Annotated in this window: 18 protein-coding genes, 1 tRNA gene and 4 pseudogenes; 12 read left to right on the top strand and 11 right to left on the bottom strand. The window is 73.7% G+C overall.

The genetic code is table 11. The features are described from left to right. Nucleotides 1-387 precede the first annotated feature (387 nt). Nucleotides 388-753, bottom strand: coding sequence for a MerR family transcriptional regulator (locus ABD385_RS09410; protein ID WP_344574606.1), 366 nt, complete (start codon nucleotides 751-753; stop codon nucleotides 388-390). Nucleotides 754-898: 145 nt separating this feature from the next. Here ABD385_RS09410 and ABD385_RS09405 point away from each other — a divergent pair, with 145 nt between their 5' ends. After that, nucleotides 899-1,804, top strand: a complete 906-nt coding sequence (locus ABD385_RS09405) for an NADP-dependent oxidoreductase (RefSeq protein WP_344574605.1) — start codon at nucleotides 899-901, stop codon at nucleotides 1,802-1,804. A gap of 80 nt (nucleotides 1,805-1,884) precedes the next feature. On the opposite strand, the gene ABD385_RS09400 is transcribed toward ABD385_RS09405, so the two are convergent. From ABD385_RS09400 to ABD385_RS09390, 3 genes are all read right to left on the bottom strand, one after another. Next, on the bottom strand, nucleotides 1,885-3,495 hold the full coding sequence (locus tag ABD385_RS09400; protein WP_344574604.1) for a PH domain-containing protein: 1,611 nt from the start codon (nucleotides 3,493-3,495) through the stop codon (nucleotides 1,885-1,887). A gap of 226 nt (nucleotides 3,496-3,721) precedes the next feature. Then, nucleotides 3,722-3,795: transfer RNA gene (locus tag ABD385_RS09395), tRNA-Met, on the bottom strand. Between the two features lie 99 nt (nucleotides 3,796-3,894). Beyond that, nucleotides 3,895-4,347 (bottom strand): hypothetical protein, encoded by a 453-nt coding sequence (locus ABD385_RS09390; protein WP_344574603.1) that lies wholly within the window; start codon nucleotides 4,345-4,347, stop codon nucleotides 3,895-3,897. On the opposite strand from ABD385_RS09390, the pseudogene ABD385_RS09385 reads away from it, so the two are divergent. The 3 pseudogenes from ABD385_RS09385 to ABD385_RS09375 all read left to right on the top strand — a co-directional run. Continuing rightward, nucleotides 4,307-4,627, top strand: a pseudogene (locus ABD385_RS09385) (thiamine pyrophosphate-dependent enzyme); the annotation flags it as partial. The gene ABD385_RS09390 and the pseudogene ABD385_RS09385 overlap by 41 nt on opposite strands. A gap of 13 nt (nucleotides 4,628-4,640) precedes the next feature. Next, nucleotides 4,641-4,802, top strand: a pseudogene (locus ABD385_RS09380) (oxidoreductase); the annotation flags it as partial. Beyond that, nucleotides 4,803-5,045 (top strand): annotated as a pseudogene (locus tag ABD385_RS09375) (3-phenylpropionate dioxygenase); the annotation flags it as partial. Between the two features lie 15 nt (nucleotides 5,046-5,060). Here the strand turns inward: ABD385_RS09375 and ABD385_RS09370 are convergent. After that, nucleotides 5,061-5,387, bottom strand: a pseudogene (locus ABD385_RS09370) (MarR family winged helix-turn-helix transcriptional regulator); the annotation flags it as partial. A 149-nt stretch (nucleotides 5,388-5,536) separates the two neighbouring features. Between ABD385_RS09370 and ABD385_RS09365 the strand changes: the two are divergent. The 4 genes from ABD385_RS09365 to ABD385_RS09350 all read left to right on the top strand — a co-directional run bounded on the left by ABD385_RS09365 (nucleotide 5,537) and on the right by ABD385_RS09350 (nucleotide 9,380). Further along, entirely contained in the window at nucleotides 5,537-5,980 is a 444-nt protein-coding gene (locus ABD385_RS09365; RefSeq protein WP_344574601.1) for a helix-turn-helix transcriptional regulator, read from the top strand. 10 nt (nucleotides 5,981-5,990) lie between these two features. Beyond that, the gene (locus tag ABD385_RS09360; RefSeq protein ID WP_344574600.1) at nucleotides 5,991-6,401 is read left to right on the top strand and encodes a VOC family protein; all 411 of its coding nucleotides are present in this window, start codon (nucleotides 5,991-5,993) and stop codon (nucleotides 6,399-6,401) included. A gap of 64 nt (nucleotides 6,402-6,465) precedes the next feature. Continuing rightward, nucleotides 6,466-8,847: an ATP-binding cassette domain-containing protein gene (locus tag ABD385_RS09355; protein ID WP_344574599.1), complete on the top strand. Its 2,382-nt coding sequence runs from the start codon at nucleotides 6,466-6,468 to the stop codon at nucleotides 8,845-8,847. 128 nt (nucleotides 8,848-8,975) lie between these two features. After that, entirely contained in the window at nucleotides 8,976-9,380 is a 405-nt protein-coding gene (locus tag ABD385_RS09350) for a VOC family protein (protein WP_344574598.1), read from the top strand. 50 nt (nucleotides 9,381-9,430) lie between these two features. On the opposite strand, the gene ABD385_RS09345 is transcribed toward ABD385_RS09350, so the two are convergent. From ABD385_RS09345 to ABD385_RS09335, 3 genes are all read right to left on the bottom strand, one after another. Next, nucleotides 9,431-10,102, bottom strand: coding sequence for a hypothetical protein (locus ABD385_RS09345; RefSeq protein ID WP_344574597.1), 672 nt, complete (start codon nucleotides 10,100-10,102; stop codon nucleotides 9,431-9,433). Nucleotides 10,103-10,416: 314 nt separating this feature from the next. Next, on the bottom strand, nucleotides 10,417-10,815 hold the full coding sequence (locus ABD385_RS09340; protein WP_344574596.1) for a DUF6114 domain-containing protein: 399 nt from the start codon (nucleotides 10,813-10,815) through the stop codon (nucleotides 10,417-10,419). A 1-nt stretch (nucleotide 10,816) separates the two neighbouring features. Beyond that, nucleotides 10,817-11,434 (bottom strand): DUF6230 family protein, encoded by a 618-nt coding sequence (locus ABD385_RS09335; protein ID WP_344574595.1) that lies wholly within the window; start codon nucleotides 11,432-11,434, stop codon nucleotides 10,817-10,819. Between the two features lie 523 nt (nucleotides 11,435-11,957). Between ABD385_RS09335 and ABD385_RS09330 the strand changes: the two genes are divergently transcribed. The 3 genes from ABD385_RS09330 to ABD385_RS09320 are packed head-to-tail and all read left to right on the top strand — an operon-like array spanning nucleotide 11,958 to nucleotide 14,410. Then, nucleotides 11,958-12,908, top strand: a complete 951-nt coding sequence (locus ABD385_RS09330) for a hypothetical protein (protein WP_344574594.1) — start codon at nucleotides 11,958-11,960, stop codon at nucleotides 12,906-12,908. A 19-nt stretch (nucleotides 12,909-12,927) separates the two neighbouring features. Further along, the gene (locus ABD385_RS09325; RefSeq protein WP_344574593.1) at nucleotides 12,928-13,587 is read left to right on the top strand and encodes a hypothetical protein; all 660 of its coding nucleotides are present in this window, start codon (nucleotides 12,928-12,930) and stop codon (nucleotides 13,585-13,587) included. After that, the gene (locus tag ABD385_RS09320; protein WP_344574592.1) at nucleotides 13,568-14,410 is read left to right on the top strand and encodes an inositol monophosphatase family protein; all 843 of its coding nucleotides are present in this window, start codon (nucleotides 13,568-13,570) and stop codon (nucleotides 14,408-14,410) included. The genes ABD385_RS09325 and ABD385_RS09320 overlap by 20 nt, the downstream gene beginning before the upstream one ends. Before the next feature lie 20 nt (nucleotides 14,411-14,430). Here the strand turns inward: ABD385_RS09320 and ABD385_RS09315 are convergent, their stop codons facing one another. Then, complete coding sequence (locus ABD385_RS09315) at nucleotides 14,431-15,618, bottom strand: ArsB/NhaD family transporter (protein WP_344574591.1); 1,188 nt, start codon at nucleotides 15,616-15,618, stop codon at nucleotides 14,431-14,433. A 130-nt stretch (nucleotides 15,619-15,748) separates the two neighbouring features. Here ABD385_RS09315 and ABD385_RS09310 point away from each other — a divergent pair, with 130 nt between their 5' ends. Further along, nucleotides 15,749-21,571, top strand: coding sequence for a WD40 domain-containing protein (locus ABD385_RS09310; RefSeq protein WP_344574590.1), 5,823 nt, complete (start codon nucleotides 15,749-15,751; stop codon nucleotides 21,569-21,571). A 285-nt stretch (nucleotides 21,572-21,856) separates the two neighbouring features. Here ABD385_RS09310 and ABD385_RS09305 read toward each other — a convergent pair whose 3' ends face one another. Continuing rightward, nucleotides 21,857-23,293: an FAD-dependent monooxygenase gene (locus tag ABD385_RS09305; RefSeq protein ID WP_344574589.1), complete on the bottom strand. Its 1,437-nt coding sequence runs from the start codon at nucleotides 23,291-23,293 to the stop codon at nucleotides 21,857-21,859. 327 nt (nucleotides 23,294-23,620) lie between these two features. Then, nucleotides 23,621-24,937: an MFS transporter gene (locus ABD385_RS09300; protein WP_344574588.1), complete on the bottom strand. Its 1,317-nt coding sequence runs from the start codon at nucleotides 24,935-24,937 to the stop codon at nucleotides 23,621-23,623. Between the last annotated feature and the right edge of the window lie 17 nt (nucleotides 24,938-24,954).

Raw genomic sequence — 24,954 nt, 5'->3', positions numbered from 1 at the left:
TCGAACCCGAGTAGAGGTCCCCGACGGCGTGCAGTGCTCTGCCGAAGGTTCCCACCACGGCGCAGCCCGCTGCTGTGGCTGGGGGGCAGAACTGCGGGTCCGTGTTCTCTGTTACGCCGGTTTTCGCCGTGGGGGCGGCGGCGGTGGCTGCCGGTGCGATGAATGCCGTGGCGGACACGGCGAGGGCTACGGCCGTCAGTACGGTGCGAGGCTTCGTCATGTGTTGAGCAACGACGGAATTAACGGTCGGTAACGTAATTCGACAGCGCACTCCGCCGGTGTCCAGCGTTCGGAAACGGGTGCTCGGGTGTCGCGTTGCTACCGGTCTCGGCTCTCGCGTGCGCCCTCATCCGTTGGCGCCTTCTGAAATCGTCGCGGCAGTGGTCCTCACTGCCCGTGGAAACACTCGGCACTGGGGTTCCGCGTGTTGGCGATCACACCGTCGAGCCGGTCGCGCACAGTGAGCAGGTCGGTGATCCGCTGTTCGACGCGGACGCGCTCGGCCTCCAGTTGGTCCAGGAGTTTCGGGGGCGCTTCACCTGAGTCCACGCACGGCAGCACTTGGCGGACCACTCTGCTCGGGAGGCCCGCGGCATATAGCTGTTGGATCAGCTGGACGCGGCCGACAGCGGTGTCAGGGTAGTGCCGGTGGCCGCCGGGGCTGCGAGATGCCTGTAGCAGGTCCTGTTCCTCGTAGTAGCGCAGTGCCCGGACGCTCACTCCCGCCCTCTGCGCGACCTCGCCTATGCGCACCGGTCCTCCTGTGTTCAGCGGCCCATCGGACTTGCATCTGACACCGACGTCAGGTTTTAGCGTAGCGGGCGACGGCGCTCGCCGGTCATTCACCCACTGATCTCACGAACGGCCGCCGACGTGCCGTTCGGGAAGGCAGAACATCATGCGCGCAGTCCGCTTTCACGAGTACGGCGGTACGGAGACCCTGGTGGTCGAGCAGGTGCCGGACCCACGTCCCGGGCCCGGCGAGATCCGTGTCCGCGTCGCGGCGGCCAGCGTCAATCCCGTTGACTGGAAGGTGCGTTCGGGCGTGGTCCGCGAGGTGCTGCCGGTGGAGCTGCCCGCGATTCCCGGGCGTGACGCCGTCGGCGTGGTCGACGAGATCGGTGCGGGCGTCCAGGGCGTGAACATCGGCGACCGTGTCTTCGGGCTGGGCGGCGTCACCGGTGCGACGGCGGAGTTGGCGGTGCTCTCGGCCTGGGCCCACGCTCCCACCACGTGGACCGACGAGGAGGCGGCGGGCGCCGGTCTGGCATCCGTGACCGCCATGGGCGGGCTGAAGGCGCTCGGTCCCCTGCGGGGGCGCACCCTGCTCATCGAGGGCGCCGCCGGCGGCGTGGGCAGTGCGGCGGTCGAGATCGCGGTGGCTCAGGGGGCCACCGTGATCGGGACGGCCAGCGAGCGCAACCACGCGTTCCTCACCTCTCTCGGAGCCGTTCCCACCACCTACGGCTCCGGCCTCGCGGAGCGCCTGGCCGTCATGGCTCCGGGCGGTGTCGACATCGCGCTCGACACCGCGGCCTCCGGGTCCCTGGCCGACCTCATCGCGCTCGTGGGCGACCCCGCCCGCGTGGCGACGGTCGCCGACCACGCCAACGGGCATCGCCTGGGGGTGCACGTGGCCAACGCGGAGAACGACTCCACGCTGCTCTCCGCGGCGGGCGAACTCGGCCGCCAGGGCCGCTACACACCGCGCATCGAGCGGAGCTTCCCGCTCGAACGGATCGTGGAAGCGCACACCTACGCCGAGCGCGGGCACACGCGGGGAAAGATCGTGGTCCACATCTGAGCCTGCTCCCACCGTTCGGGAAACCCGCACCTCCGGATCACCGGCCGGGGGGCGGTCCGACCACCTGGGAGGTCATGGCCTCAGGGGTTCTTGGTCCCGGCCGTGTCCGCCGCGCGCGAGCGGGAGTAGCCGTGCTGGTGCGGCAACGTCGCGGGGGGCTGCGCGGGGGCCAGTGCGCGCAGGACGCGGGACAGATCGGCGGGGGCGGCCGCGAGGCGAACCGGCGTACCCGCGTCGTCGAGTTCGGCGACGTGCCAGCTTCTGGGGATCGCGTCGCCGTCGCTCCCGCGGGCACGCCGCACCTGCGTGAGGGTGAGCCGCTGCACCGGTATCCGTTTCGCCGCGAACCGGCCCGGGCCGGCGTGCGGCGTCACGGCGGGCGGGCCGCCGCCCAGGACGATGTGGGTGCCGAAGCGGTACGGGTTGTAGTCGGTGGGCTCCAGGAAGCAGGCGGCCACGAACACCTCCTCGTCCGCGGACGCCTCCTCGGCGGCCCCCTCGTGCGCGGCGACCTCGCCAGGCGTACGGACCCGCGTGGCGCGCCAGGCCCAGGCGAACAGGCCGAGGGTGCACAGCGAGCCGACGACCGCCCACGCGAGCGCGGCGGGAGAGCCGAGCAGGGTCGTGGCGTGGAAGTAACAGAGCGGCAGCAGCCACAGGGCGGTTCCGGCGAGCGCGGCCACGAACGGGAGGGCCGACGGGACGACCTCGTCGTCGGGTAGCCGCCGCCCGCGCAGGCGCAGCAGGACCTGGGCCCCGGGGTAGCCCGCGGCGAGAGCGGACGCCGCCGCGAGGACGGCCACGGACCCGCCGGTGGGGACGTGGTCGCGCCACACGTAGTGCTCTCCGGTGACCCGCATCACCGTGCCGCGCCAGACGGTCAGTTCGACGCCGGCACCGGCCTGGAACGCCTGGGCGGCGTCCTGGGAAACCGCGAGTCGCTCCAGTGGCCCGTTCTCGGTGAAGTACAGCCAACTGGTCTGCCGGGGCGGGTGGGTCTCGGTTCGTGCGATCACTGCCGGCCGGGTGGTCAGGCACGCGCCGCGTTCCCGTAGGGGCGTCCCGGCGGGGCACGGGGCGGCCGACTTCCAGGCCTGCTCGTACGACGCGACGACCGGCACGAAGCACGCGGTCCCGCCAGCCACCGCGAGCAGCAGCGCGCACACGGTCAGCGAGCCGGCCCAGCCCTGCCCGGCGGTGCGGTACGAGACGACGGGGACGTGGTCCGACGCCGGGGACCCGTACGCGCGGTGCAGTGCGCGGAGCGCTTCCCACGTCGCCTCGAAGTCCGAGGCGTGCCCCGAGGGCGCCTGGGGGAGGGGGAGGAGCACGGTGCGTCCGTTGCGCAGCAGCAAGCTGATGCGACGGACCTCGTGGACCCGGCTGTTGTGCGCGTGCAACAGGCGGACGCGCAGGTCGGCGACGTCGGCCCACGGCACGCTCCGGCGGCGCAGCAGCCTGCGGACGTGCAGGCCGTACGCGTCGGCTGTCACCTCGGCGGTGACCGCGCCCAGCGACACGACGCCCACCAGCGCCAGCAGCACGCCGATGCCCAGCCAGAGGTCCAAGATCGTGCTGCCGTACGTCGCGCGCACCACGGCCAGGCCCGCGCCGACCGTCCCGAGTCCGACGAGGAACCACAGGGCGCGCTTCTGGGAAGGCCGGCACGTCACGTCCCGCGCGTTGCTCATGCGCGAAATCCTGTCACCGGTCGGACCGGTGCCGCAGGTGTGGAATGCGGAAGCCTTCCGGCGACCCACGTTGCCCGGGTGCAGAAGGCCGCGCTGTCGCCTGATCGCCGGCGCGTGCCGTCGGTCCCGGTCGGCGGCGGTCAAGCGGAACGGCCTCGCCCGACGTTGGCGGAGAACGCACGCAGTGAAGGCCCGGTGGGATCCACCGGGCCTTCACCGTATTCAGTAGCGGGGACAGGATTTGAACCTGCGACCTCTGGGTTATGAGCCCAGCGAGCTACCGAGCTGCTCCACCCCGCGTCGGCACCCTGAACCTTACGGCACCGGCCCGGATCTGCCGAATCGGCTTCCGTTCCGGGCGGGCGGCGCCCTCATCGGGGCTCCGCGTCCGCCTCCGGTTCAGGAGTTGAGCTGCGCCAGGGTCCTGCCCTTGGTTTCGACGGCGAACAGGGCGATCACCGCGCCGACCGCGGCCAGGCAGGCGAGTTGCGCGAAGATCAACGTCAGGCCGCCGCCGGCTGCGAGGAGGGCGCCGACGACGACCGGTCCGAGGATGAGGGCGATCACCAACGTGCCCAGCAGGCCGGTGACGTTGTTGAGCAGGGTGTAGACGAGCGCGGTGGTCAGGTCCGGGCCGAAGGTCTTGGTGTAGAGGGACGGCATCCAGGTGGCGATGCCGTAGTTGACGTAGTAGGCGGCGAACCACAGGGCGGAGACGACGACGGTGCGGCGCAGGTAGCGGCCCTGGAAGAGTTCCCGTAGGCGTCCCGGTGAGGAGTCGGTGGCGGGGACGGCGGTGGCGGGGGCGGGCGGCGAACTCCTCGCCCTCGCCCAGGAACGGCCCCGGCTCACCCTGCTCGTCTTCAACGACGGCGGCTACGGCGTGCTGCGGAACATGCGGGACGCCCACCGCGAACGGCGCTCCGGCGTGGACCTGGTCACCCCCGACTTCGCGCGGCTGGCCGCCGCGTGCGGGCTGCCGTACCGGCGCATCGCCGCCGAGGAGTACGCCGCGCCGGTCCTCGCCGAGGCCGTCGGATCGGCCGGGCCGGTGCTCGTCGAGGTCGACCTGGCGGCGCTGGGCCCGATGAAGCAGCCGTTCACCCCGCCCGTGCAGGTCCCGGGCCAGTGAGGGGCCAGCCGCGATGAGCGAGACGTTGCCGCACCTGCTCGTGCGCCGGATGACCTGGGAGGCCGACGGGGTCCTCGCCGTCGAACTGGTCCGTCCCGACGGCGCCCCCCTGCCTGCCTGGACGCCCGGCGCCCACGTCGACATCGAGGTCGGCGGCCGGATCCGCCAGTACAGCTTCTTCTGGCGCTACCGCCGCGTCCAGGGCTGGCAGCGCGACACCTGGCGGTTCCTCTACAAGACCCTCATCGAGGAACGGCACTGGCAGGTCCTGGAGCAGGACCGGATGCTGCTGGAGGCCCTGCCGGCCGACGCCGACCAGCGCGAGAACCCCTACCAGCACGACCTGGGCGTGGTCCGCCTGCGCCGCCTGCTCCGCGCCGAGGCCGAACGGCAGAGCACGGCCGCCACCACCGGATGATCCCGGGCCGCGGCCTCAGCCGGCCGGCTCCTCGTCCGACGCGAGGATCGAGTGCTCCAGCTCGTGCAGCAACCGGGCGAGCTGGCGGCACCCGGCCGGGGACATCCCGGCGAGCATCCGGCGCTCGTTCTCCAGGTGCTCGGCGAACACCTCGTCCACCGTGGCCAGCCCCGCGTCGGTGAGCCGCGAGTACACCACCCGCCGGTCCTCGGCGTCCCGCTCCCGCACGATCAGCCCGTCCTTCTCCAGCCGGTCGATGCGCAGGGTGACGCCGGCGGACGACACCAGGCCCGAGTCGGCGAGCTGCCCCGCGGTCAGCCGGTACGGCCGGCCCGCCGCCTTCCCCGTCCCCTCACCCGACCCACGGGCCCACGGGAGCCCGCAGGTCATCCACGGCGTCCCGACCCCTTGACACCTGAAAATCCTCTCCCTGAGGCACCGCCACCGAGTGCGCCCGGTGCGGGGCCGCCCCCTGTGGCACGATTTTTCAGGTGACCGAAAGAAACCCTCCGCCGCAGCGCCTGCGGGACCTCGCGCTGCTGCGCCGGGTCCGCGACCGGATCGACCGGGAGTACGCGCGGCCGCTGGACGTCGAGGCCCTCGCCCGTGGCGTGCACATGTCGGCCGGACACCTCAGCCGCCAGTTCCGCCTGGCCTACGGCGAATCGCCGTACAGCTACCTCATGACGCGGCGCATCGAGCGCGCGATGGCCCTGCTGCGCCGCGGCGACCTCAGCGTCACGGAGGTCTGCTTCACGGTGGGCTGCGCGTCGCTGGGCACCTTCAGCACGCGCTTCACCGAACTGGTCGGGATGCCGCCCAGCGCCTACCGGCGGCAGGCCGCACGGTCGACGGCGGGCCTGCCGTCGTGCGTGGCGAAGCAGGTCACCCGACCGATCAGGAATCGAGAAGCGCCGCCCACGGGCCGCGGCTAGCGTGACGGCCATGGACATCACCATTCACGTCAGCTCCCTCCCGCACGACGACCCGGACGCCTCCCTCGCCTTCTACCGCGACGTCCTCGGCTTCGAGGTCCGCAACGACGTCGGCCAGGGCACCATGCGCTGGATCACCGTCGGCCCCGCCGGCCAGCCCGACACCGCCATCCTGCTGGCGCCGCCGGCCGCCGACCCCGGCATCACCGACGACGAGCGCCGCACCATCGCCGAGATGATGGCCAAGGGCACCTACGGCTGGATCCTGCTGGCCACCAAGGACCTCGACGCCACCTTCGCGCAGGTCCAGGCCAGCGACGCCGAGGTCGTCCAGGAACCGACCGAGCAGCCCTACGGCGTGCGCGACTGCGCGTTCCGCGACCCCGCCGGCAACCTGATCCGGATCCAGGAACTGAGCTGAGCCGCCCGGCCCCCGCCGCCGTCCCGACGGCCCCCGCACCGCACAGAGGGAGACCCGAACAGCCATGGCCAAGAGGACGGACCCGCAGGCGCCCGCACCGCACGCCGCCGACCGCCACGACCTGATCCGCGTGCACGGAGCGCGCGAGAACAACCTCAAGGACGTGGACGTCGAACTCCCCAAGCGCCGGCTGACGGTGTTCACCGGCGTCTCCGGCTCGGGCAAGAGCTCGTTGGTGTTCGACACCATCGCCGCCGAGTCGCAGCGGCTGATCAACGAGACCTACAGCGCCTTCGTGCAGGGCTTCATGCCGACGCTGGCGCGTCCCGAGGTCGACGTCCTCGACGGCCTGACCACCGTGATCACCGTCGACCAGCAGCGGATGGGCGCCGACCCCCGCTCGACCGTCGGCACCGCCACCGACGCCAACGCGATGCTGCGGATCCTCTTCAGCCGGCTCGGCACGCCACACATCGGACCGCCCAGCGCGTACGCGTTCAACGTCCCCTCGGTCCGGGCGTCCGGCGCGATCACCGTCGAGCGCGGCAACAAGAAGGCGGTCAAGGCGACCTTCCACCGCACCGGCGGGATGTGCCCGCGCTGCGAGGGCCGCGGTGCCGTCTCCGACATCGACCTCGGCCAGCTCTACGACGAGACCGCCTCGCTCGCCGAGGGCGCGCTCACCATCCCCGGCTACACCGCCGGCGGCTGGAACTACCGCCTCTACGCCGAATCGGGCCTCGTCGACCCCGACAAGCCGATCCGCAAGTACACCAAGAAGGAACTGCACGCCTTCCTCCACCACGAGCCGACCCGGATGAAGATCGCGGGCATCAACATGACCTACGAGGGTCTGCTCCCGCGGATCCAGAAGTCGATGCTCGCCAAGGACAAGGAGGCGATGCAGCCGCACATCCGGGCGTTCGTGGAGCGCGCGGTGACCTTCACGACGTGCCCCGACTGTGACGGCACCCGGCTCAGCGAGGGCGCCCGCGCCTCGAAGATCAAGCGGATCTCCATCGCGGACGCCTGCGCGATGGAGATCCGGGACCTGGCCGTCTGGGTCCGCCGACTCAAGGAGCCGTCGGTGGCGCCGCTGCTCGCGAAGCTCCAGCACACCCTGGAGTCGTTCGTCGAGATCGGCCTCGGCTACCTCTCGCTCGACCGGCCCGCGGGCACGCTCTCCGGCGGCGAGGCCCAGCGCGTCAAGATGATCCGCCACCTCGGCTCCCCGCTCACCGACACCACCTACGTCTTCGACGAGCCGACCACCGGCCTGCACCCGCACGACATCCAGCGGATGAACGACCTGCTGCTGCGGCTGCGGGACAAGGGCAACACGGTGCTGGTCGTGGAGCACAAGCCGGAGACGATCGCCATCGCCGACCACGTGGTCGACCTCGGCCCGGGCGCCGGCTCCGACGGCGGCAGCCTCTGCTTCGAGGGCACCGTCGAGGAACTGCGGGCCAGCGGCACCGTCACCGGCCGGCACTTCGACGACCGCGCCGGCCTGAAGGAGACCGTGCGCGAGCCCACCGGCGTGCTGGAGGTCCGCGGCGCCACGGCGCACAACCTCAAGGACGTCGACGTCGACCTCCCGCTCGGCGTGCTCACCGTCGTCACGGGCGTCGCCGGGTCCGGCAAGAGCTCACTCGTGCACGGGTCGATCCCGGCCGGCGAGGGCGTCGTCTCGGTCGACCAGAGCCCGATCCGCGGTTCGCGGCGCAGCAACCCGGCGACCTACACCGGTCTGCTCGACCCGATCCGCAAGGCGTTCGCCAAGGCCAACGGGGTGAAGCCGGCCCTGTTCAGCGCCAACTCCGAGGGCGCCTGCCCCACGTGCAACGGCGCCGGGGTCATCTACACCGACCTGGCGATGATGGCCGGCGTCGCCACCACCTGCGAGGACTGCGACGGCAAGCGGTTCGACGCGTCCGTACTGGAGTACCACCTCGCCGGCCGGGACATCAGCGAGGTGCTCGCGATGTCGGTGGCCGAGGCCGAGGAGTTCTTCGGCGACGGCGCGGCGCGCACCCCGGCCGCGCACCGGATCCTCGACCGGCTCGCCGACGTCGGCCTCGGCTACCTCAAGCTCGGACAGCCGCTCACCACGCTGTCGGGCGGCGAGCGGCAGCGCCTGAAGCTGGCCGTCCACATGGCCGAGAAGGGCGGCGTCTACGTCCTCGACGAGCCGACCGCCGGCCTGCACCTCGCCGACGTCGAGCAACTGCTGGGCCTGCTGGACCGGTTGGTCGACGCCGGCAAGTCGGTGATCGTCGTCGAGCACCACCAGGCGGTCATGGCGCACGCCGACTGGATCATCGACCTCGGCCCCGGCGCCGGCCACGACGGCGGCACGATCGTCTTCGAGGGCACCCCCGAGGAGTTGGTCGCGGCCCGCGCCACCCTGACCGGGGAGCACCTCGCGGCGTACGTGCGGGGCTGAGCGGCCGCAGGCGACGGCGGACGGCGGCCGTGCCACGGGCGGCACGGCCGCCGTCCGCCTATGGGGGAGCGGAAGGGAGGCGGGCGTTCCGCCGACGGTCCGCCCGGTGCGTGGATACGATCGCCCGCATGGACGTCCTGTACCCCCGGTTGCTCGTCGCGGACTTCGACACCGCGGTGCGTTTCTGGACCGAAGCGCTCCGCGATCTGCTGGGCATCGAACCCGTCAAGGTGATCTCCGCGGCCGGGTACGCCAATTGGGACCTGCGCGGCGAAGCGGTCCTCGTGCTCTACGCACGCGGGACCATCGCCCGGGCCATCGGCACCGAGGACCTGCCGTCGGCGGCGCCCGCTCAGGACGGCGCGATGCTCGTCCTGCGGGTCGACGACGTCGATGCTGCGGCGCGTTGCCTGGGCGGGCACGGCGCCGTGGTCCTCGCCGCGCCCCAGGACCGTCCCGAGTGGGGTGCTGACCTGCGCACCGCGCACCTGAGGACGCCGGACGGCACGCTGGTGGAGCTCCAGTCCTACTAGCGCGTCGGTGCGCGGCGCCCCGGGGTGCGGGCGGCCGTCGGCGGGGCGGGTCAGCCGGTGACGGTGATGGCGGACGCCGGGGCGGTGGTGTCGGTGACCTTGTAGGTGGCGTTGAACTTCGAGCTGGTCGCGGACGTCGGGCAGCCGAAGCCGCCCACCACCGTCACCGGCACCGACGCGTCGGTGAACTTCAGCGTGGACGGCGCGCCGTTGGTCCAGGTGCCGTTGACGGTCGCCGCCGCGGTCGGCGCGGCCGTCACCGTGCAGCTCGCCAGACCGCTGGTCTTGAGGACGAAACCGGCCGTCGGCATGGTCAGTCCGGCCGTCACCGTCGGGCCGTTCTGCATGGCGACGGACCAGTTGCCGGTCGTGGTGACGGTGGCGCTGACGCCCGGCATGCTGGTGGTGCAGGAGCCGTAGGTGGGCGCGGAGACCGCGCTGCTGACCGGCCCGGCGGCGTTGGTGTTCGCGGGCGCGGTCGGGACCGTGCCGCTGGCGCCGGAGGTGGAACAGGTCACCGTCACCGAACCGGCGGAGAACGTGGCGGAGCCGGTGAGCGTCGCGCCGAAGGCGTGCCCGGCGGGTGACACGGTGGTGGACGCCGCAGCGGTCCGGGCGCCGGGCGAGGCGGCCGCCGGGCCGGTCACGGCCAGGGTGAGCCCGAGGGCCGCCGCGAGACCGGCCGACGCGGTGAGCACGGTGCGGGGGAGGTGCTGTGCCATCACTGTCTCCTTCGTGCGGGTGTGCGCCCGGGGGCCCGGGCCGTCTGAGGGGGAGGGGAGGGGAGGTGCCGTGGTGGTGTGCGGGGGTGCGGGTGTGCGCGATCCGCAGGGTGTCGGGACGCGGAGGGAGGGGGCGCGGACGGCACGCCGTTCGGCGAGGGAGGGCGGGGACGGCTCGGCGCCGCGCGGGCGGGGCCGGGCCGGAGCGGTGTCGCGGGCGGGGGCGGCGGACGTCCTCCGCGCGGGCCGTCCGGGCGACCGGCGGGCAGCCGTCCGGACGGCGTCCTGACAGAACGGCCGTGGGCCCCGCCGCCCTAGGTGGACACGGCCGTCCCCGGGGCGTCGGGCGGCGGTCCGGCGTCCACCGGTTGCCAGGCGAAGATCAGCGCCCCGCCGAGGATGCCGAGGACGGTTCCGACCAGGAACCCGCCCAGGTTGGACATCACCAGGGCGGCCATGGCGCCCAGTACGGTCAGGACGCCCGCCAGGCCCCGGTAGTGCGGGGCGAACCACGCCGACAGGCCCATCAGGATCATCACCAGGCCCATCAGCACGGACGGGACGCCGGCGATGCCCTGTTGGAGCATGATCTTCAGCGGGGCCAGCGGCAGGGCGCAGATCTCCGCCCCGGCCAGCACCGCCGCCAGCCCGCCCCAGAAGGGACGGCCCCGGCGCCAGCGCCGCCAGCCGGCCAGGGCTCGGGCGGCGCCCATCTCAGAAGCATTCCTTCGTGCCCTTGGAGACCTTCATGCTGAGGCCGGACAGCCGGAACGTGCCGGCGTTGGTCGCCCAGGCGGTCTGCCGCAGGTGGTTGATGGTGACGTCGTCGGCCTGCTGCGCGAAGAGGTCCTGGAGGCCCTGCGCGTCGGCCGGCCCCTTCGTGAGCGTGGAGGCGTCCCGGCCGATCTCGATGTGGTGGAAGTTCGCGTCGCCGGACAGCTGGGTGGCGTCCACGAAGAGGTCGGTGGCCCGTACGGGAGTGCTGTTGCCCGCCGTCAGGTTGAGCGAGATGTCGCCGAGGACCGGCAGGTGGGTGACGACCGACTGGCACAGGTGGTGCAGTTCGGCGGATTTGATGGCGGTGACGGCGACGGGCAACAGGTCGCCGCGGGCGTTGGCGTCCACGCTGCCGTACTGGGCGAAGCCGTCGCCCGTGAGGCTGTCGGCGGACACCTTGAACTGCTGCCCGGAGACGGCGAACGAGGCCGCCAGGGCCCCGTTGGCCAGGGCGATGCCCAAGGCGGCGGTGCCGGCGACGGCCGGGACGGTCAGCACGGCGAACCGCCGCCAGCTGATGCGTCCCGTGACGTGTCTGCCGTGTGTGTCCTTCACGACGTGTCCCCTTCGAAGAGTCCGGTGGGCCGCGCTGTCGAACGTGTGGGGGCGTAGCGGGCTCCGCGTGCAGGGCACGGCGCCGCCGCGGGTGGGGCGGGGCGGGGCCGTGCGGAGGTGCGGGGCCGCGGCGGCGAACCGTGCACGCCGGTGGAGCATCGGGTGCGTCGTACGCGGCGGGGGTGGTGCGGGCACGCGGCGCCAGCGGGCGCCGCGTGCGTCGGTGGTGCCGAACTACGGGTGTTACCCCGGGTGTTACCGGCGAGTTGAATGTAAATCCGCCGCTGTCCGCTGACAAGGACGCGCGTGCGACGGTTTTCCGTCGACTGTGCGTGCCAGTGGCGCGAAAGGACCGGCCGCGGCGTGCTCGACGGCCGCCGGCGTGCGGCCCGCGCGGTCCTCGTGCGCCCCGGTCCCGCACCGCAACTCCCCGACCCCGGAAGGATCTTCCGACCGTCGGGTAGCCCTGGCCAGAGCCCTCCGGTTCCTCCTACGATGCAGGGAACGGGGAGGGGGACTCAACGTGGAACAGCGTGTGGGGCGGGTGGAGTTCGTCGTTGCCTGGGCCATCAGGAACCTGGACGGACTCATCGCCGTGGGGCTCGGCCTGACCATCGGCCTGATGGACGTCCTCGGCGACGTCATCAGCGACAAGGTCTCGTCCGGTGCGACGCTGCTGGTGCTCGGCACGCTCGCGGTCGGGTCGATGACCGAACGGCTGCGCCGCAAGTCCGACATCCACGAGGCGTACGCGGAGACCCGCCGCGCCCTGGAGGACCTCGCCATGGTCCGCTCCCTGTCGGGGGACCAGGTCGGCGACGCGCTGGAGCGGGCCCGCGCGCAGACCAACCGCTGGTACTTCAAGGGCGGCACCGGCACCTACCTGCGGGCCGTCACGCTGCCCCGGTGCGTCGAGGCCGCCACCCGCCAGCGCGCCCAACTCAGCATCAAGATCGACATCATCAACCCGGCGGAGGAACAGACCTGCGCCGCCTACGCCCGCTTCCGCCAGACCTTCGCCCGCCGCCGCAACGACGACGCGGCGTACGCCTGGACCGCCGACCGCACCCGCAAGGAGGCGTACGCCACGGTCCTGGCCGCCTGTTGGTTCCGCCAGCGGCTCGACACCCTGGAGATCAGCGTCCACCTCTCCTCGGGCGTCCCCACCCTCCGCTTCGACCTCTCCGAGACCTGCCTGATCATCACCCAGGACGACCCGAACCGCGTCAACCTCCTCGTCGCCCGCGACCAGCCGCTCTACGACTACTACGTCACCGAGCTGCACCAGAGCCGCGAACAGGCCGTCCGCCTCGACCTGCGCGGCGTCGCCCCGTTGGGCGACGAACCGACCGTCGACGAGGTCCGCGCGGTCTTCGACGACGTCGACCTGCCCCTGCCCTCGGTGTTCAGCGACGCCGACGTCGCGGAGATCGTCGAGAAAGCCCTGCACGCTGAGGACCCCTACCGGAGGTGAGACGCCTCGGGCGCGGCTCATGGACTACGACACGCTCGACCGACTGCTCCGGCCCGGCACCCCGCGGGAGGCGCCCCGCGCCAGCGTCACCGGCGCCCTGGAGGACATCGCCTGCGGCAAGCGGGAGTTACGCGCCGTCCGCCACCCGCTCGGCTTCCTGTGCCTGCCGCTGGTCCGCGACGGCGCCCACGGCGTCTGCGTCCACCTGTTCGGCACCGGCACCCCCGCCGACCCCACCGCCTCCCCCATGCACGCCCACAGCTGGGAGCTGCGCAGCTACGTCCTCTACGGCCGGGTGGGCAACCTCCCGGTCGCCGTGACGGACGAGGCGCGCACCCCCACCCACCGGATCTTCGAGGTCTTCAGCGCCCCTTCGGGCGTCGACGAACTGCGGCCCACCCCCCGGCTGGTGCACTGCGCACCAGGCCCCGCCGCCTCCAGCGGCAGCGGCGAGACGTACAGCCTGCCGGCCGGGGAGTTCCACGCCACCGTCGTCACCCGCGGACAGCCGGCCGCCACCTTGGTGCTCGGGCGGTCGCTGCCCGGCCACACCGACCTCTCCCTGGGGCCCCTGCACGGCCGCGGTCACCGTACGGTGCGCCGGCTGTGCGGGGCGGAGCACACCGAACGGACCGTCCGCACAGCACTCAGGAGGATCCATGCCGAGCAGCGCGAGTGACGTGGACGGCGCACCCTACGCGAGCGAGACGCGGGTGGCCGTCGCCGCGGCGGAGGAGGCCGGCGCCCTGCTGCGCGGCCGGTTCGGCGCGGCCCGCGCGGTGCGCGTCAAGGACGCCGAGGGCGACGTCGTCACCGACCTCGACCTGGCCGCGGAGAAGCTCATCCTCGCCCGCCTCCAGACGCACTTCCCGCACGACCGGATCCTGTCCGAGGAGGCCGGCCTCCTCGACGCAGTGGGGCGCCGCACCTGGCTGGTGGACCCGCTCGACGGCAGCAACAACGTCGCGATCGGCCTGACCGCCTACGCCGTCGGCATCGGGCTGTGCGTGGACGGCGCGCCGGTCGTCGGCGTGGTGCACGAACCGGTCACCGGCTCCACCTGGCGGGCCGTCCGCGGCCAGGGCGCCGCCTGCGGCCCCGACCCGCTGTCCGGGCCGCCCGGTGCGGTGCCGCGCAGCGGTCCGGTGGTGGCCTGGACCCAGGGCCACGCGGTGCGCCGCACCGACCCGGTGGCCGCGGGGCTGCGGGGCCACCTGGAGCGCCGCACCCGGCGGGTGCTCCAGCTCTGGGCGCCGCTGCTGGGCTGGAGCATGCTGGCGCGCGGCGCGATCGACGGCTTCGTCGGCTACCGCGCGGAGGGCATCGACTTCCCCGCCGGCGCCCTGCTGGCCGTCGAGGCGGGCGTGGAGTTCCGCACCCTGACCGGCGGCCCCTTCACGGTGGGCTCCACCGGCCCGGACACCGACCGCAGCTTCGTCGCCGCCCGCGGCGACACCCTGACGTACCTGCTCGACGTGGTCGCCGGCGCGCGGGCGGCCTGAGCGGGCCGGCGCCGCGCCGCTCAGCCCACCGCCAGTGCCGCCGTCGCCGCCAGCGTCGCCGTCACGGCCAGGACGAGCCCGGTCCCCATGAACCGCCGCAGCGGGATGACCGTGCCCTGGCCGCGGCACCGCTCGAACCACAACAGCGTCGCCAGCGACGCCCACGGCGTGACCAGCGGGCCGACGTTGGTGCCGATCAGCAGCGCCAGCAGCTGGTGGTGGTTGCCGACCGGCACCGCCGCCTCGCCCGCCATGTAGACCGGCAGGTTGTTGAGGACGTTGGACAGGCCCGCGCCCACGCCCGCCGACCGCAGCATGCCGCCCAGGCCGCCGTCCGGCCCGATGGCCGCCGTCAGCAGCGCGTGCAGCCCGTGCGCGTTCACCGTCTCGACGACCAGGAACATCCCCGGCACCAGCACCAGCAGCCGCCACGGCACCAGCGACCACCGCAGTTCTGCGGGGCGCCGCACCGCGAACGCGACGACCACGATCAGCATCGTGGTCAGCGACGCCGACCACAGCGGCACGTCCGCGACGAGGATCGCCACCAGGAAACCCGCACACGCCAGCGCACACACCCGGAACAGCACCGGATCGGCCGGCGCCCGCCGCTCGGGCGGCAGGTACCCGTCGGAGCCCCGCCGCCCGCGCCGCCAGTAGAACACCCACAGGCACGCCATCGTCGCGGCGACGGCGGCCAGTTGGGGCAGGCCCATCGTGGCGGCCATCGCGGTGGGGGAGAGGCCGACCCGGTTCGACGCCAGCAGGTTGGTCAGGTTCGACACCGGCAGCAACAGGCTCGCGGTGTTGGCCAGCCAGACCGTCGTCATCGCCAGCGGCACCGGCGCGATGCCCACCCGCCCGGCCAGCGCCAGCATCACCGGCGTCAGCAGCACCGCCGTGGTGTCCAGGTTCAACGCGATGGTGGTGACCGACGCGAAGAGCACGCACAGCCCGAACAGTCGCGGATAGCTGCCGTTCCCGGTCCGCGCCACCCAGGACGCCACCGCGTCGAACACCTCGGCCCGGCCGGTCAGCTCGGCCATCACGATGACCGTCGCCAAGAAGGCCAGCAGCGGCCCGATGCGCGCCATCGCCTCCCCGGCGGGCGCGGTCGGCAGCAGCCCCGTGGCCACGCACACCAGGCCGCCGGCGAGCAGCCCGCCGGCGAGCCAGTCCAAGGGATGCAGACGCTTGAGGAATCGCACGTCCGACAGCGTCGCACACGCGAGCGGAGGGGGCGGGGCGCGGGGGAGATCACCGAGCGTCGCCGGACGCCGCCGGCGTGATCCTTTCAACCGCCTGTCCCGCCACCCCCCGAACTCCTACGATGGGGACATGGCGACTGACGGGGAACTGCTCGGCCGGACACGTGACTTGGACTTCTTCATCAGCTACTCGCCCGCCGACGAACAATGGGCGTCGTGGATCGCGTGGACCCTGGAGGAAGCCGGGTACCGCACCGTCATCCAGGCGTGGGACTTCGTCGCCGGCACCAACTTCATCGATTTCATGGACCGTGGCGTCAGCGAATCCGTCGCCGTCATCGCCGTCCTCTCCGGCCACTACGGCCGCTCCACCTACGGCCGGATGGAATGGCAGGCCGCGCTCCGCGCCGAACCGGAGGAGCCGGAGCGCAAGCTGCTCACCGTCCGCGTGGAGGACATCCCCATCGAGGGCCTCCTCGCCACCATCACCTACGTCGACCTCGTCGGCGTCGCCGACGCCGCGACCGCCCGCAGCATGCTGCTCACCCGCGTCGGCCAGGCCGTCGACGGCCACGCCCGGCCCGGCCGCCGCCCCGGCTACCCCGGCTCCGCCACCCCCACCGCATCCGTCCACCTGCCCGGGCCCGCCACCCCCGCCGACGACCGGCAGCGTCCGCTGGGCCGCACCGGCTGGTCCGGCCGCCGCCGCCCGGCCCGCGCGCCCCGCTACCCCCAGGCCCCCGGCGCGGCCCGCGACCAGGGCGCGCTGACCGTCCTGCACCTCGCCGGCCCCGACTTCGGCCGCGGCCGCGAACCGGAGGCACTGCGCCGGGAGATCCGCGGCGACCTCGTCGAGCTGAAGGACGCCGGCGCCCCCGCGCCCGACCTCCTCGTCGTCACCGGCGACCTCACCGCCTCCGGCAGCCCCCGCGAATGCGACCAGGCGCTCAGCTTCCTCACCGGACTGCGCTCCCAGCTCGACCTGCCGCCGCAGCGCGTCGTGGTCGTCCCCGGCAACCAAGACGTCAGCCAGGCCGCCTGCCGCGGCTACTTCCACACCTGCGAGGCCGACGAGATCCCGCCGCAGCCCCCGTACTGGCCCAAGTGGCGCCACTACACCCGCCTCTTCCGCGGCCTCTACGAGGGCCTCGACACGGTCTTCGACAGCGACCAGCCCTGGACCCTCTTCCCGGTGCCCGAACTCCACACCGTCGTCGCCGGGTTCAACTCCTCCATCGCCGCCAGCCACCGCCCCGACGACCAGTACGGCTTCCTCGGCCGCGACCAGGCCGCCTGGTTCGCCGAGGCGCTGCGCGGCTACGAGGAGGAGGGCTGGCTGCGCATCGGCGCGCTCCGCCACCCGCTCACCGGCCGCCGCCGCCCCCAGGACGCCCCCGGCGGCCCCGGCACGCTCCGCGACGTCGACACCTTCACCCGCCTCGCCGCGCCCCGCCTCCACTTCGTGCTGCACGGCCCCAGCGGCGGCCCCCGCACCACCGGCGGCGAGCCGTCCCACGACCACCTGCCGCTCCACGACGGCAGCCTCCCGCTGTACGGTCCGGCCGCCCCCGCCGGGTTCGAGCTGCTGCGCGTCACGGCCGACGGCGTCACCCGCTGGACCGGCGACGGCGGCACCGAACCGGCCGTCTTCCCGATCAGTTGGCACGGCGCCGGACGGATCTTCGGCACGCCCGGCGAGCCCGCTGCCCCGCCCGCCGCCGCCCCGCCCGCCGACAACCGCGCCGTCGACGAGCCCGCCGACTCCCTCGCCGAACGCGTCAAGGACGTCTGCCGCGCCCGGCAGGAAGGCGTCCGCCTCCGCGACGTCCCGCGCGGCGCCCCCGACGACCTCACCCAGATCATGGTCACCTGGAGCGACGAGGGCGTCGTCCGCCAGCAGCGCATCGCCGTCCACCCCGGCACCCCCACCGACGCCGAACTCGACCGCTTCCTCGCCCAGGCGCACGCCACCGACACCGGTTCCGAGGCCGAGCTGGTCCACGACGGCCCGCCGCCCGAGCAGTCCCTGCGCGAACGCGCCGGGCGCCGCGGCGTCCGCGTTCGCAGCTTCCTGGAGTTCCAGGGCCTGCTCGACCTGCGCGGCTACGTCACCGCCCAGACCGCCCGGCTGAGCAACGACGACCGCTACGCCCCCGACCTCTACCTCCCGCAGCGCTACCGCGACGCCGAACGCCCCGACACCGACGAGCGCGACCACCTCGTCGAGGCGATGCTCCAGCTCCTGGAGACCGACCACGGCCGCTTCCTGCTGCTCCTCGGCGACTTCGGCCACGGCAAGACCTTCGCCCTGCGCGAACTCGCCCGCCGCATCCCCGAACGCCTCCCGCACCTCACCCCGCTGCTCATCCCGCTGCACACCCTCGACCGCGCCCACAGCCTCGAAGGGCTCGTCGCCGCCCACCTCGCCGGCCACGACGTCGACACCATCGACCTGCGCGCCCTGCGCTACATGCTCGGCCAGGGCCGCGTCGTGCTCCTCTTCGACGGCTTCGACGAACTCGTCAACCGCGTCAGCTACGACCGCGCCGCCGACCACCTCCAGGTCCTCCTCAACGCCGCCGTCGACAACGCCAAGATCGTCGTCAGCAGCCGCACCCAGCACTTCAAGTCGCAGGACCAGATCCTCACCGCCCTCGGCGAACGCGTCGGCCTGCTCCCGCAGCGCCGCATCCTCGCCGTCGAGGGTTTCGTCCCCGAACAGATCCGCGCCTACCTCGTCAACCGCTACGGCGACGAGGAGACCGCCGAGCGCCGCTTCGCGCTCCTCGGCAACATCCCCGACCTGCTCGCCCTGTGCGCCAACCCCCGGCTGCTCAGCTTCGTCGCCGACCTCGACCCCGACCAGCTGCGCGCCGTCGCCGGCGCCGGCCGCGCGCTGAGCCCCGCCCGGCTCTACGAGGACGTCTTCACCGCCTGGCTCGCCCACGAGGAGCGCCGCGGCCAGGGCGGCCCCGGCGCCGCCCCCGGCCTCACCCTCGACCACCTCTGGGCCGCCGTCACCGCCCTCGCCCGCCGCCTGTGGGAGACCGGCCGCAGCGGCCTGCACCTCGACGAACTCACCGACACCGTCGCCACCGCCCTCGCCGGGCTCGCCGGCACCACCCTCACCACCCAGGAGAGCGCCCAGGCCGTCGGTGCCGGAAGCCTGCTGATCCGCACCGACGACGGCCTGTTCCAGTTCATCCACGGCTCCGTCGTCGAATGGCTCGTCGCCCGCGCGGCCGCCGACCGCCTCGCCGACGGCGACAGCACCCTGCTCGCCGCCCGTCCGCTGAGCGCGCTGGCCGTCGAGTTCTTCTGCGACCTCGCCGACCACGACCTGAGCACCGCCTGGGTCCGCACCGTCCTCAACGCGCCCGGCCCCGGCGTCAGCGACGCGGCGCGCGCCAACGCCGTCCGCGTCATCGACCGGCTGCGCGTCCCCGCCGGCGCCGACCTGCGCGCCGCCCGCCTGTCCGGCGAGGACCTCTCCGGCCGCGACTTCTCCGGCGTCGACCTCACCGGCGCCGACCTCACCGACACCCGCCTCATCGGCGCCAACCTCTCCGGCGCCGTGCTGCGCGACGCCCGCCTCAACGGCGCCCGCCTCGACCACGCCGACCTGTCCGGCGCCGACCTCTCCGGCGCCGACCTGCGCGGCGCCCGCCTCACCCGCGCCGACCTGCGCGGCGCCCGCCTCACCCGCAGCCGCTGGCACCGCGCCGCGCTCATCGACCCGCTCACCGACGCAGGGGTCCGCGCCGCCCCCGAACTGCGCACCGCGGCCCTCGCCCCCGGCATGCCCGTCGAGGTCGGCTTCCGCCCCGCCGCCGTCGGCGTCCCCTACGGCTTCGACATGCGCACCAGCCGGCTGCCCGAACCCCTCTCGTACAGTCCCGAGGGCGAACTCCTCGCGGTGGGCAGCGAAGACGGCGGCGTGCTGGTCTGCGCCGCCGACACCGGCCGCGCGATGCGCACCCTGCACGGCCACGAAGGCCGCGTCTACGCCGTGAAGTTCCGCTCCCGGATCCTCGCCACCGGCGGCGCCGACGGCACCGTACGCCTGTGGGACCCGGTCTCCGGACGCCAACTGCACCGCCTCGACGTCCACCCCGGCGGCGTCTGGCCGGTCTCCCTCGACGACGCCGGGAGTGTCGTCGCCACCGGCGACGCCGACGGCCTGGTCACCCTCTGGGACGCCGCCACCGGCGAACCGCTGCACCAGCTCCCCGGCCACGCCGCCCCCGTCTACACCGCGGTGTTCAGCGCCGACGGGCGCACCCTCGTCACCGGCGACGCCGCCGCCAACCTCCGCATCTGGGACACCCGCACGGGAAAGTGCACCGGCCGTCTCGACGGCCACGAGGGCGCCGTGTTCCGCGCCCGGTTCAGCCCCGACGGCACCCTGTTGGCCACCGGCGACCACGGCGCCGACGGCCACGGCACGGTCCGTATCTGGCACGTTGCCGAACGCCGTCTGCTGCACGCCTTCACCGGCCACACCGGCCGGGTCTACACCCTCGACTTCCACCCCGAGGGCACCCTCCTCGTCAGCGGCGACACCGACGGCCAGGTCCGCCTGTGGGACCCCGTCGTCGGCGCGCCCGCCGGAGCCCTGGAACGCTGCACCGGCGCGGTCTACCAGGTGATGTTCGGCAACGGCGGACGGCTCCTCGCCGCCTGCGACAGCGACGGCACCGTCCGCCTGTGGCGCGTCGCCCTCTCCGGCGGCCACCGCGCCATCAGTCTGCTGCGCCAACAGCCCGTCGAGCACCGCGGCTCCGCCTGGGCCTGCCGCTTCCGCCCGCACGACAGCCAACTCGTCACCGTCGGCAACGACGGCGGCGCGCAGATCTGGAACGCCGACACCGGCCAGGGCCAGCGCATCCTGCGCGGCCACGGCCGCCGGGTCAACACCGTCGCCTTCAGTGCCGACGGCTCCCGCCTCGCCACCAGCGGCAACGACGGACTCGTCCGCCTGTGGGACGCCCGCACCGGTCGCCGCACCGCCGAACTCACCGGCCGCGGCGACCGGTTGATCTCCGGGGTCTTCAGCCCCGCCGGCCCGATCCTCGGCACCGCCAGCAACGACGGCGACGTCTACCTGTGGAACGCCCTGACCGGCGAGTACCTGCGCGAGATCGACGTGGAGACCGACCACACCTGGGCCGAGGCGTTCAGCGCCGACGGCACGCTGCTGGCCACCGCCAACGACGACGACTCCGTCCGCCTGTGGTGGCGCGCCACCGGAGCGCACGTCGTCACCCTCTCCGACCACCGCGGCCGGGTGCGGTCCATCGCCTTCCGCGGCGACGGCACCGCCCTCGCCACCGGCTGCGACGACGGCCGGGTCCGGCTCTGGAACCAGGAGGACGGCGGCCTGACGGCCGAACTCGACGGCCACCGCGACCGCGTCTACGCCGTCGCCTTCGGCTCCGACGACGACTGGTTGGCCAGTGCCTCCTGGGACGGCACCGCCATCGTCTGGCGCGACGGCGCCCCGCACCACGTCCTGACGGAACACCGCGGACGGCTCTGGGCGGCCGTCGCCCATCCCCGACTGCCGCTGCTCGCCACCGCCGGCGACGACCGCGTCATCCGCCTGTGGGACGCCCGCACCGGTCGCTGCACCGCCCGACTCACCGGCCACACCGGACGCATCTTCTCCCTCGCCTTCAGCCCCGACGGCACCCGTCTGGCCAGCGGCGGTGAGGACGGCACGGTCCGCCTGTGGAACGTGCCCGCCCCGGACGGCCCGCCGCCCACCCCGCACGCCACGCTCATCGGCGTCCCCGGCGGCTGGGCGGCGCTGACCCCCGAGGGCGGCTACAAGTACGAGGGCGAGGTGGCCGGCGAGTTCTGGCACGTCGTCGGCATGGCCCGCTTCACCCCCGGCGAACTGGACGAGTACCTCCCCGGCGTCCACCGCCTGTCGCTCGACGCGGAGTTGTGACGCCGCGGGGGCAGCACGCAGGCCGGGCAGGCAGCCGGTACCGCACCCGCCGTCGGCGCCCGTCCGATCCCTCCCCGGCGGCAAGGACCCTGCGGGGTAGCGAAGACGGGCCCGTTCGCCTCGCGGTCCACCGGCGCACGCCCTAGCGTCGGAGCCAGCCCGCCGGGACAGGACGGACGGGACGAGGCCGGGGCGCACTGCCCTCGCACGTCGGTGCGCCCCGGTCGCCCGGCCGCCGGTACCGGCCGTCACTCCAGGCCCCCGGGCCCCGTCGGGCAGCACACGTCACTTCGGCGCGCCGAACCAGTGCCCGAGCGCCGCCTCCGGTCCGTCCGGGCTGCCGGCCCAACACACGTACCCGTCCGGTCGCACGAGCATCGGCCGGGTGCCCTCGGCCCGGCACACCCGGTCCACCCGGTCCGACCAGAGGTCCGCGACCTTGGCGAACCCGTCGTCCGGGTCGAGCAGGACCCCGCGCCCGGACCGCAACAGCTCGTGCCACCGGACCGGCCCGCCGCCCGGGTCCGGCGCGGGCAGCCCGACCAGCGGCTCGTCCTCGGCGCCCGGCATCGCGTAGCGCAGGCCCATGCCGGACAGCATGTCGTCCAGGTGGTACTGGACGTCCCGCAGGTGCGTCATGCCCGCGAACAGTTCCCTGGCGGCCGTCACGTCCGGGGCGCGGGTGCCCTCCGAGTCCATCAGCAGGCTCTGTGCCTGGACGTTGCGCAGCACGCCCGCCCCGACCGGGTGCCGTTCCGCGTGATAGGTGTCCAACAGTCCCTCAGGGGCCCAACCGTGCACGGCGGCGCCGAGTTTCCACCCGAGGTTGAGCGCGTCCTGGATCCCGGTGTTCATGCCCTGCGCGCCGATCGGAAGGTGCACGTGGGCGGCGTCGCCGGCCAGGAACACCCGCCCGTGCCGGTACTGGGCGACCTGGCGGGCCGCGTTGGTGATCCGGCGGGCGTAGCGCAGTTCGAGCAGTTCCACCCGGGAGCCGAAGGCGCCGCGCAGGCCGTCACGGATCTCGTCCGCGGTGACCGGGACGTCCCGGGGCAGTGACCGGCCCGGCCCGCCCATCGCCAGCCGGCGCAGCGGCCGGCCCTGCGGATCGGTGCCCAACGGGAACACGTGCACCCAGTGCCCGTCCGGACTCCAGGTGTGCGTCGGGAGCTCGTCGCCGCCCAACCGCACGTCGGCGGCGACCGTGGTCGCCGTGCCCGGCCTGCCGGGGAACGCGGCCCGCAGCAGTGACCGCACCGTGCTGTGGCCACCGTCGGCGGCCACGAGGTACCGGCAACGGATCCGGGCACCGCCGGCGAAGGTCGCGGTGACCCCGTCCGCGTCCTGGGCGAGGTCGGTCAGTTCGTGGTCGCGCCGGACGCGGCTGCCGCGTGCGGCGAGGTGCGCTTCGAGGAACCCCTCGATCGCCACCTGGGGTATGGACCGCCAGGGCAGGCGGTGCCGGCCTCGGGTCAGCGTCAGGGTGATGCCGGCGAAGTGCGCGGTGCCGGCGGGGTAGTCGCCGGTGGCCAGCAACGGTTCCAGCAGTCCGCGCTGGTCGAACGCCTCCTGCGTGCGGGACTGCACGCCGCCGGCCTTCGACAACTCGCTGCGCCGCGCGAGCTTGTCGACCAGCACGGCCGACACGCCCGCCACCAGCAGCTCGTTGGCCAGCGTCATGCCGGTCGGACCCGCGCCGACGATCAACACATCGGTGTCCATGAATTCCCCTCCGGACCTCTCGATCAAGACGCCTGCCAGCCTCCGCCCACCGCGCCCGCCGAGCCACCAACCGGCCACCGCACGGCGCCATCCGACACCACCCCCCGCCCCCTCGGCGGAATCCGACCACACCACCCGCTTTCGCCGGCGCGCGCTCGGGGAAGCGGACGGCGTGCGGCGGCCCGTGCCCCGCTAGGCCATCTCGACGCTCAACTGGCAGCCCAGGTCATGACGGTGATGGTGCCAGCCGGCGCCGGACCGCCCGGGCGCGCAGACCTGCCCGTGCGGCGGCGCACCACACGGCGCCGCCGCACGGCCCGGCACCGGCTACGTGTCCGCGTTCCCCCGTAGGCGCGGCACCAGGACGGCGGCGACGGCGGTGACCGCGGTGCAGACCAGGAACAGCGCCAGGTAGTTCGCCCCGCCGGAGAAGGGATCGTGGCCGACGGCGAGCAGGGCCGGGGCCAGGGCCGGACCGATCGCCATGGGGAGGTTCTTGGCCAGGGCGAACGCGCCGAGGTACCGTCCGGCGTCCCGCTCGTCGGGCAGCACCTGGGAGACCAGGCCGAGGTCGACGGCGTAGTAGGCGCCCAGGGCGCCGCCGAAGACGGCACCGTAGAGGTAGACGGCGGTCAGGTCCGCGGTGACCGCCTTGACGGCGAGCATGGCGCCCATCAGCAACGTCGCCCACAGCAGCACGGACCGGCTGCGCCCCGTGCGGGTGGCCCACCTGCCGGCGAGGTAGGCGGTCAGCCCGGAGCACAGGGTGGTGAGGAGGGTGGTCGCGCCGACCAGCCGGGCCCCGGCCTCGGCGTTCAGGTGCAGGCGGTCCTGGACGTAGTAGAGCGAGTACGCCGAGATCATCGCGTAGCCGAAACTCACCAACAGGCGTTGGGTCCACAGGATGCGGAAGTCGTGCGCCGCGCGCGGCAGGACCAGCAGGGACGCGGCCAACGAGCGGGCGCTCACCCGCGGCCGGTCGCCGACGGCCAGGCGACGGTCGGCCAGTACCAGGCACAGCAGTGCGGCGGCCACCAGCGCCAACGCCCCGCACACCGTGAACTGGAGCGTGACCCGGCCGCGCAGCGTGGTGGCCAGGAGCATGGCGGGCACCACGCCGCCGATGTTGCACATGGAGAAGGTGCCGGCCACCCGCGTGCGACGGTGCGGTGGGTACTGGTCGACGACGACGGCGGTGAGGGCCGCGGCCAGTGTCTGGTAGCCGGCCACGGCGACCATCCAACTGAGCGCGAGGGCCGTGGTGTTCGGGGCGAGGGCGAGCAGGAACAGGCCGAGCAGGCCGGTCGCCGCGCCGGCGAGGATCCAGGGCCGGCGCCGCCCGAAGCGGCTGGTGGTGTGGTCCGAGAGGTGGCCCGCGAGCGGCGTGACGAGGATCGTGGTGACCCCGCCGAGCGCGGTGACCAGGCCCAGCACCGTGGTCTTGTCGTGCGGTGCGAGCTGTTGGATGCGTTGGCCCAGGCCGAGGACCAACGGCAGGGAGACGGCGGCCGCGTAGCACAGTTCGGTCAGGCCGATCAGCGTGGTCACGCCGCGCCGGGGCGCGGCCGGGGCCGGTCCGGCGGGCGCGTCCGGTGCGGTGCCGGGGGCGTGGTGGGGCGACGGGGCGGGGATCGAGGCGCTCATGGTGGTGTTCCGGTCCG

Origin of the sequence: Streptomyces lunalinharesii, assembly GCF_039532155.1 — a bacterium.
GTDB classification, from domain to species: domain Bacteria; phylum Actinomycetota; class Actinomycetes; order Streptomycetales; family Streptomycetaceae; genus Streptomyces; species Streptomyces lunalinharesii.
This window is presented reverse-complemented; position numbering and strand designations above follow the sequence as displayed.

Coding starts and splice junctions, on each gene's coding strand:
- ABD385_RS09340 (WP_344574596.1), bottom strand. CDS start 10,815: ATGGGCGCCGCCCGAGCCCTGGCCGGCTGGCGGCGCTGGCGCCGGGGC.
- ABD385_RS09350 (WP_344574598.1), top strand. CDS start 8,976: ATGGACGTCCTGTACCCCCGGTTGCTCGTCGCGGACTTCGACACCGCG.
- ABD385_RS09400 (WP_344574604.1), bottom strand. CDS start 3,495: ATGAGCAACGCGCGGGACGTGACGTGCCGGCCTTCCCAGAAGCGCGCC.
- ABD385_RS09345 (WP_344574597.1), bottom strand. CDS start 10,102: ATGGCACAGCACCTCCCCCGCACCGTGCTCACCGCGTCGGCCGGTCTC.
- ABD385_RS09300 (WP_344574588.1), bottom strand. CDS start 24,937: ATGAGCGCCTCGATCCCCGCCCCGTCGCCCCACCACGCCCCCGGCACC.
- ABD385_RS09325 (WP_344574593.1), top strand. CDS start 12,928: ATGGACTACGACACGCTCGACCGACTGCTCCGGCCCGGCACCCCGCGG.
- ABD385_RS09310 (WP_344574590.1), top strand. CDS start 15,749: ATGGCGACTGACGGGGAACTGCTCGGCCGGACACGTGACTTGGACTTC.
- ABD385_RS09320 (WP_344574592.1), top strand. CDS start 13,568: ATGCCGAGCAGCGCGAGTGACGTGGACGGCGCACCCTACGCGAGCGAG.
- ABD385_RS09360 (WP_344574600.1), top strand. CDS start 5,991: ATGGACATCACCATTCACGTCAGCTCCCTCCCGCACGACGACCCGGAC.
- ABD385_RS09305 (WP_344574589.1), bottom strand. CDS start 23,293: ATGGACACCGATGTGTTGATCGTCGGCGCGGGTCCGACCGGCATGACG.
- ABD385_RS09355 (WP_344574599.1), top strand. CDS start 6,466: ATGGCCAAGAGGACGGACCCGCAGGCGCCCGCACCGCACGCCGCCGAC.
- ABD385_RS09405 (WP_344574605.1), top strand. CDS start 899: ATGCGCGCAGTCCGCTTTCACGAGTACGGCGGTACGGAGACCCTGGTG.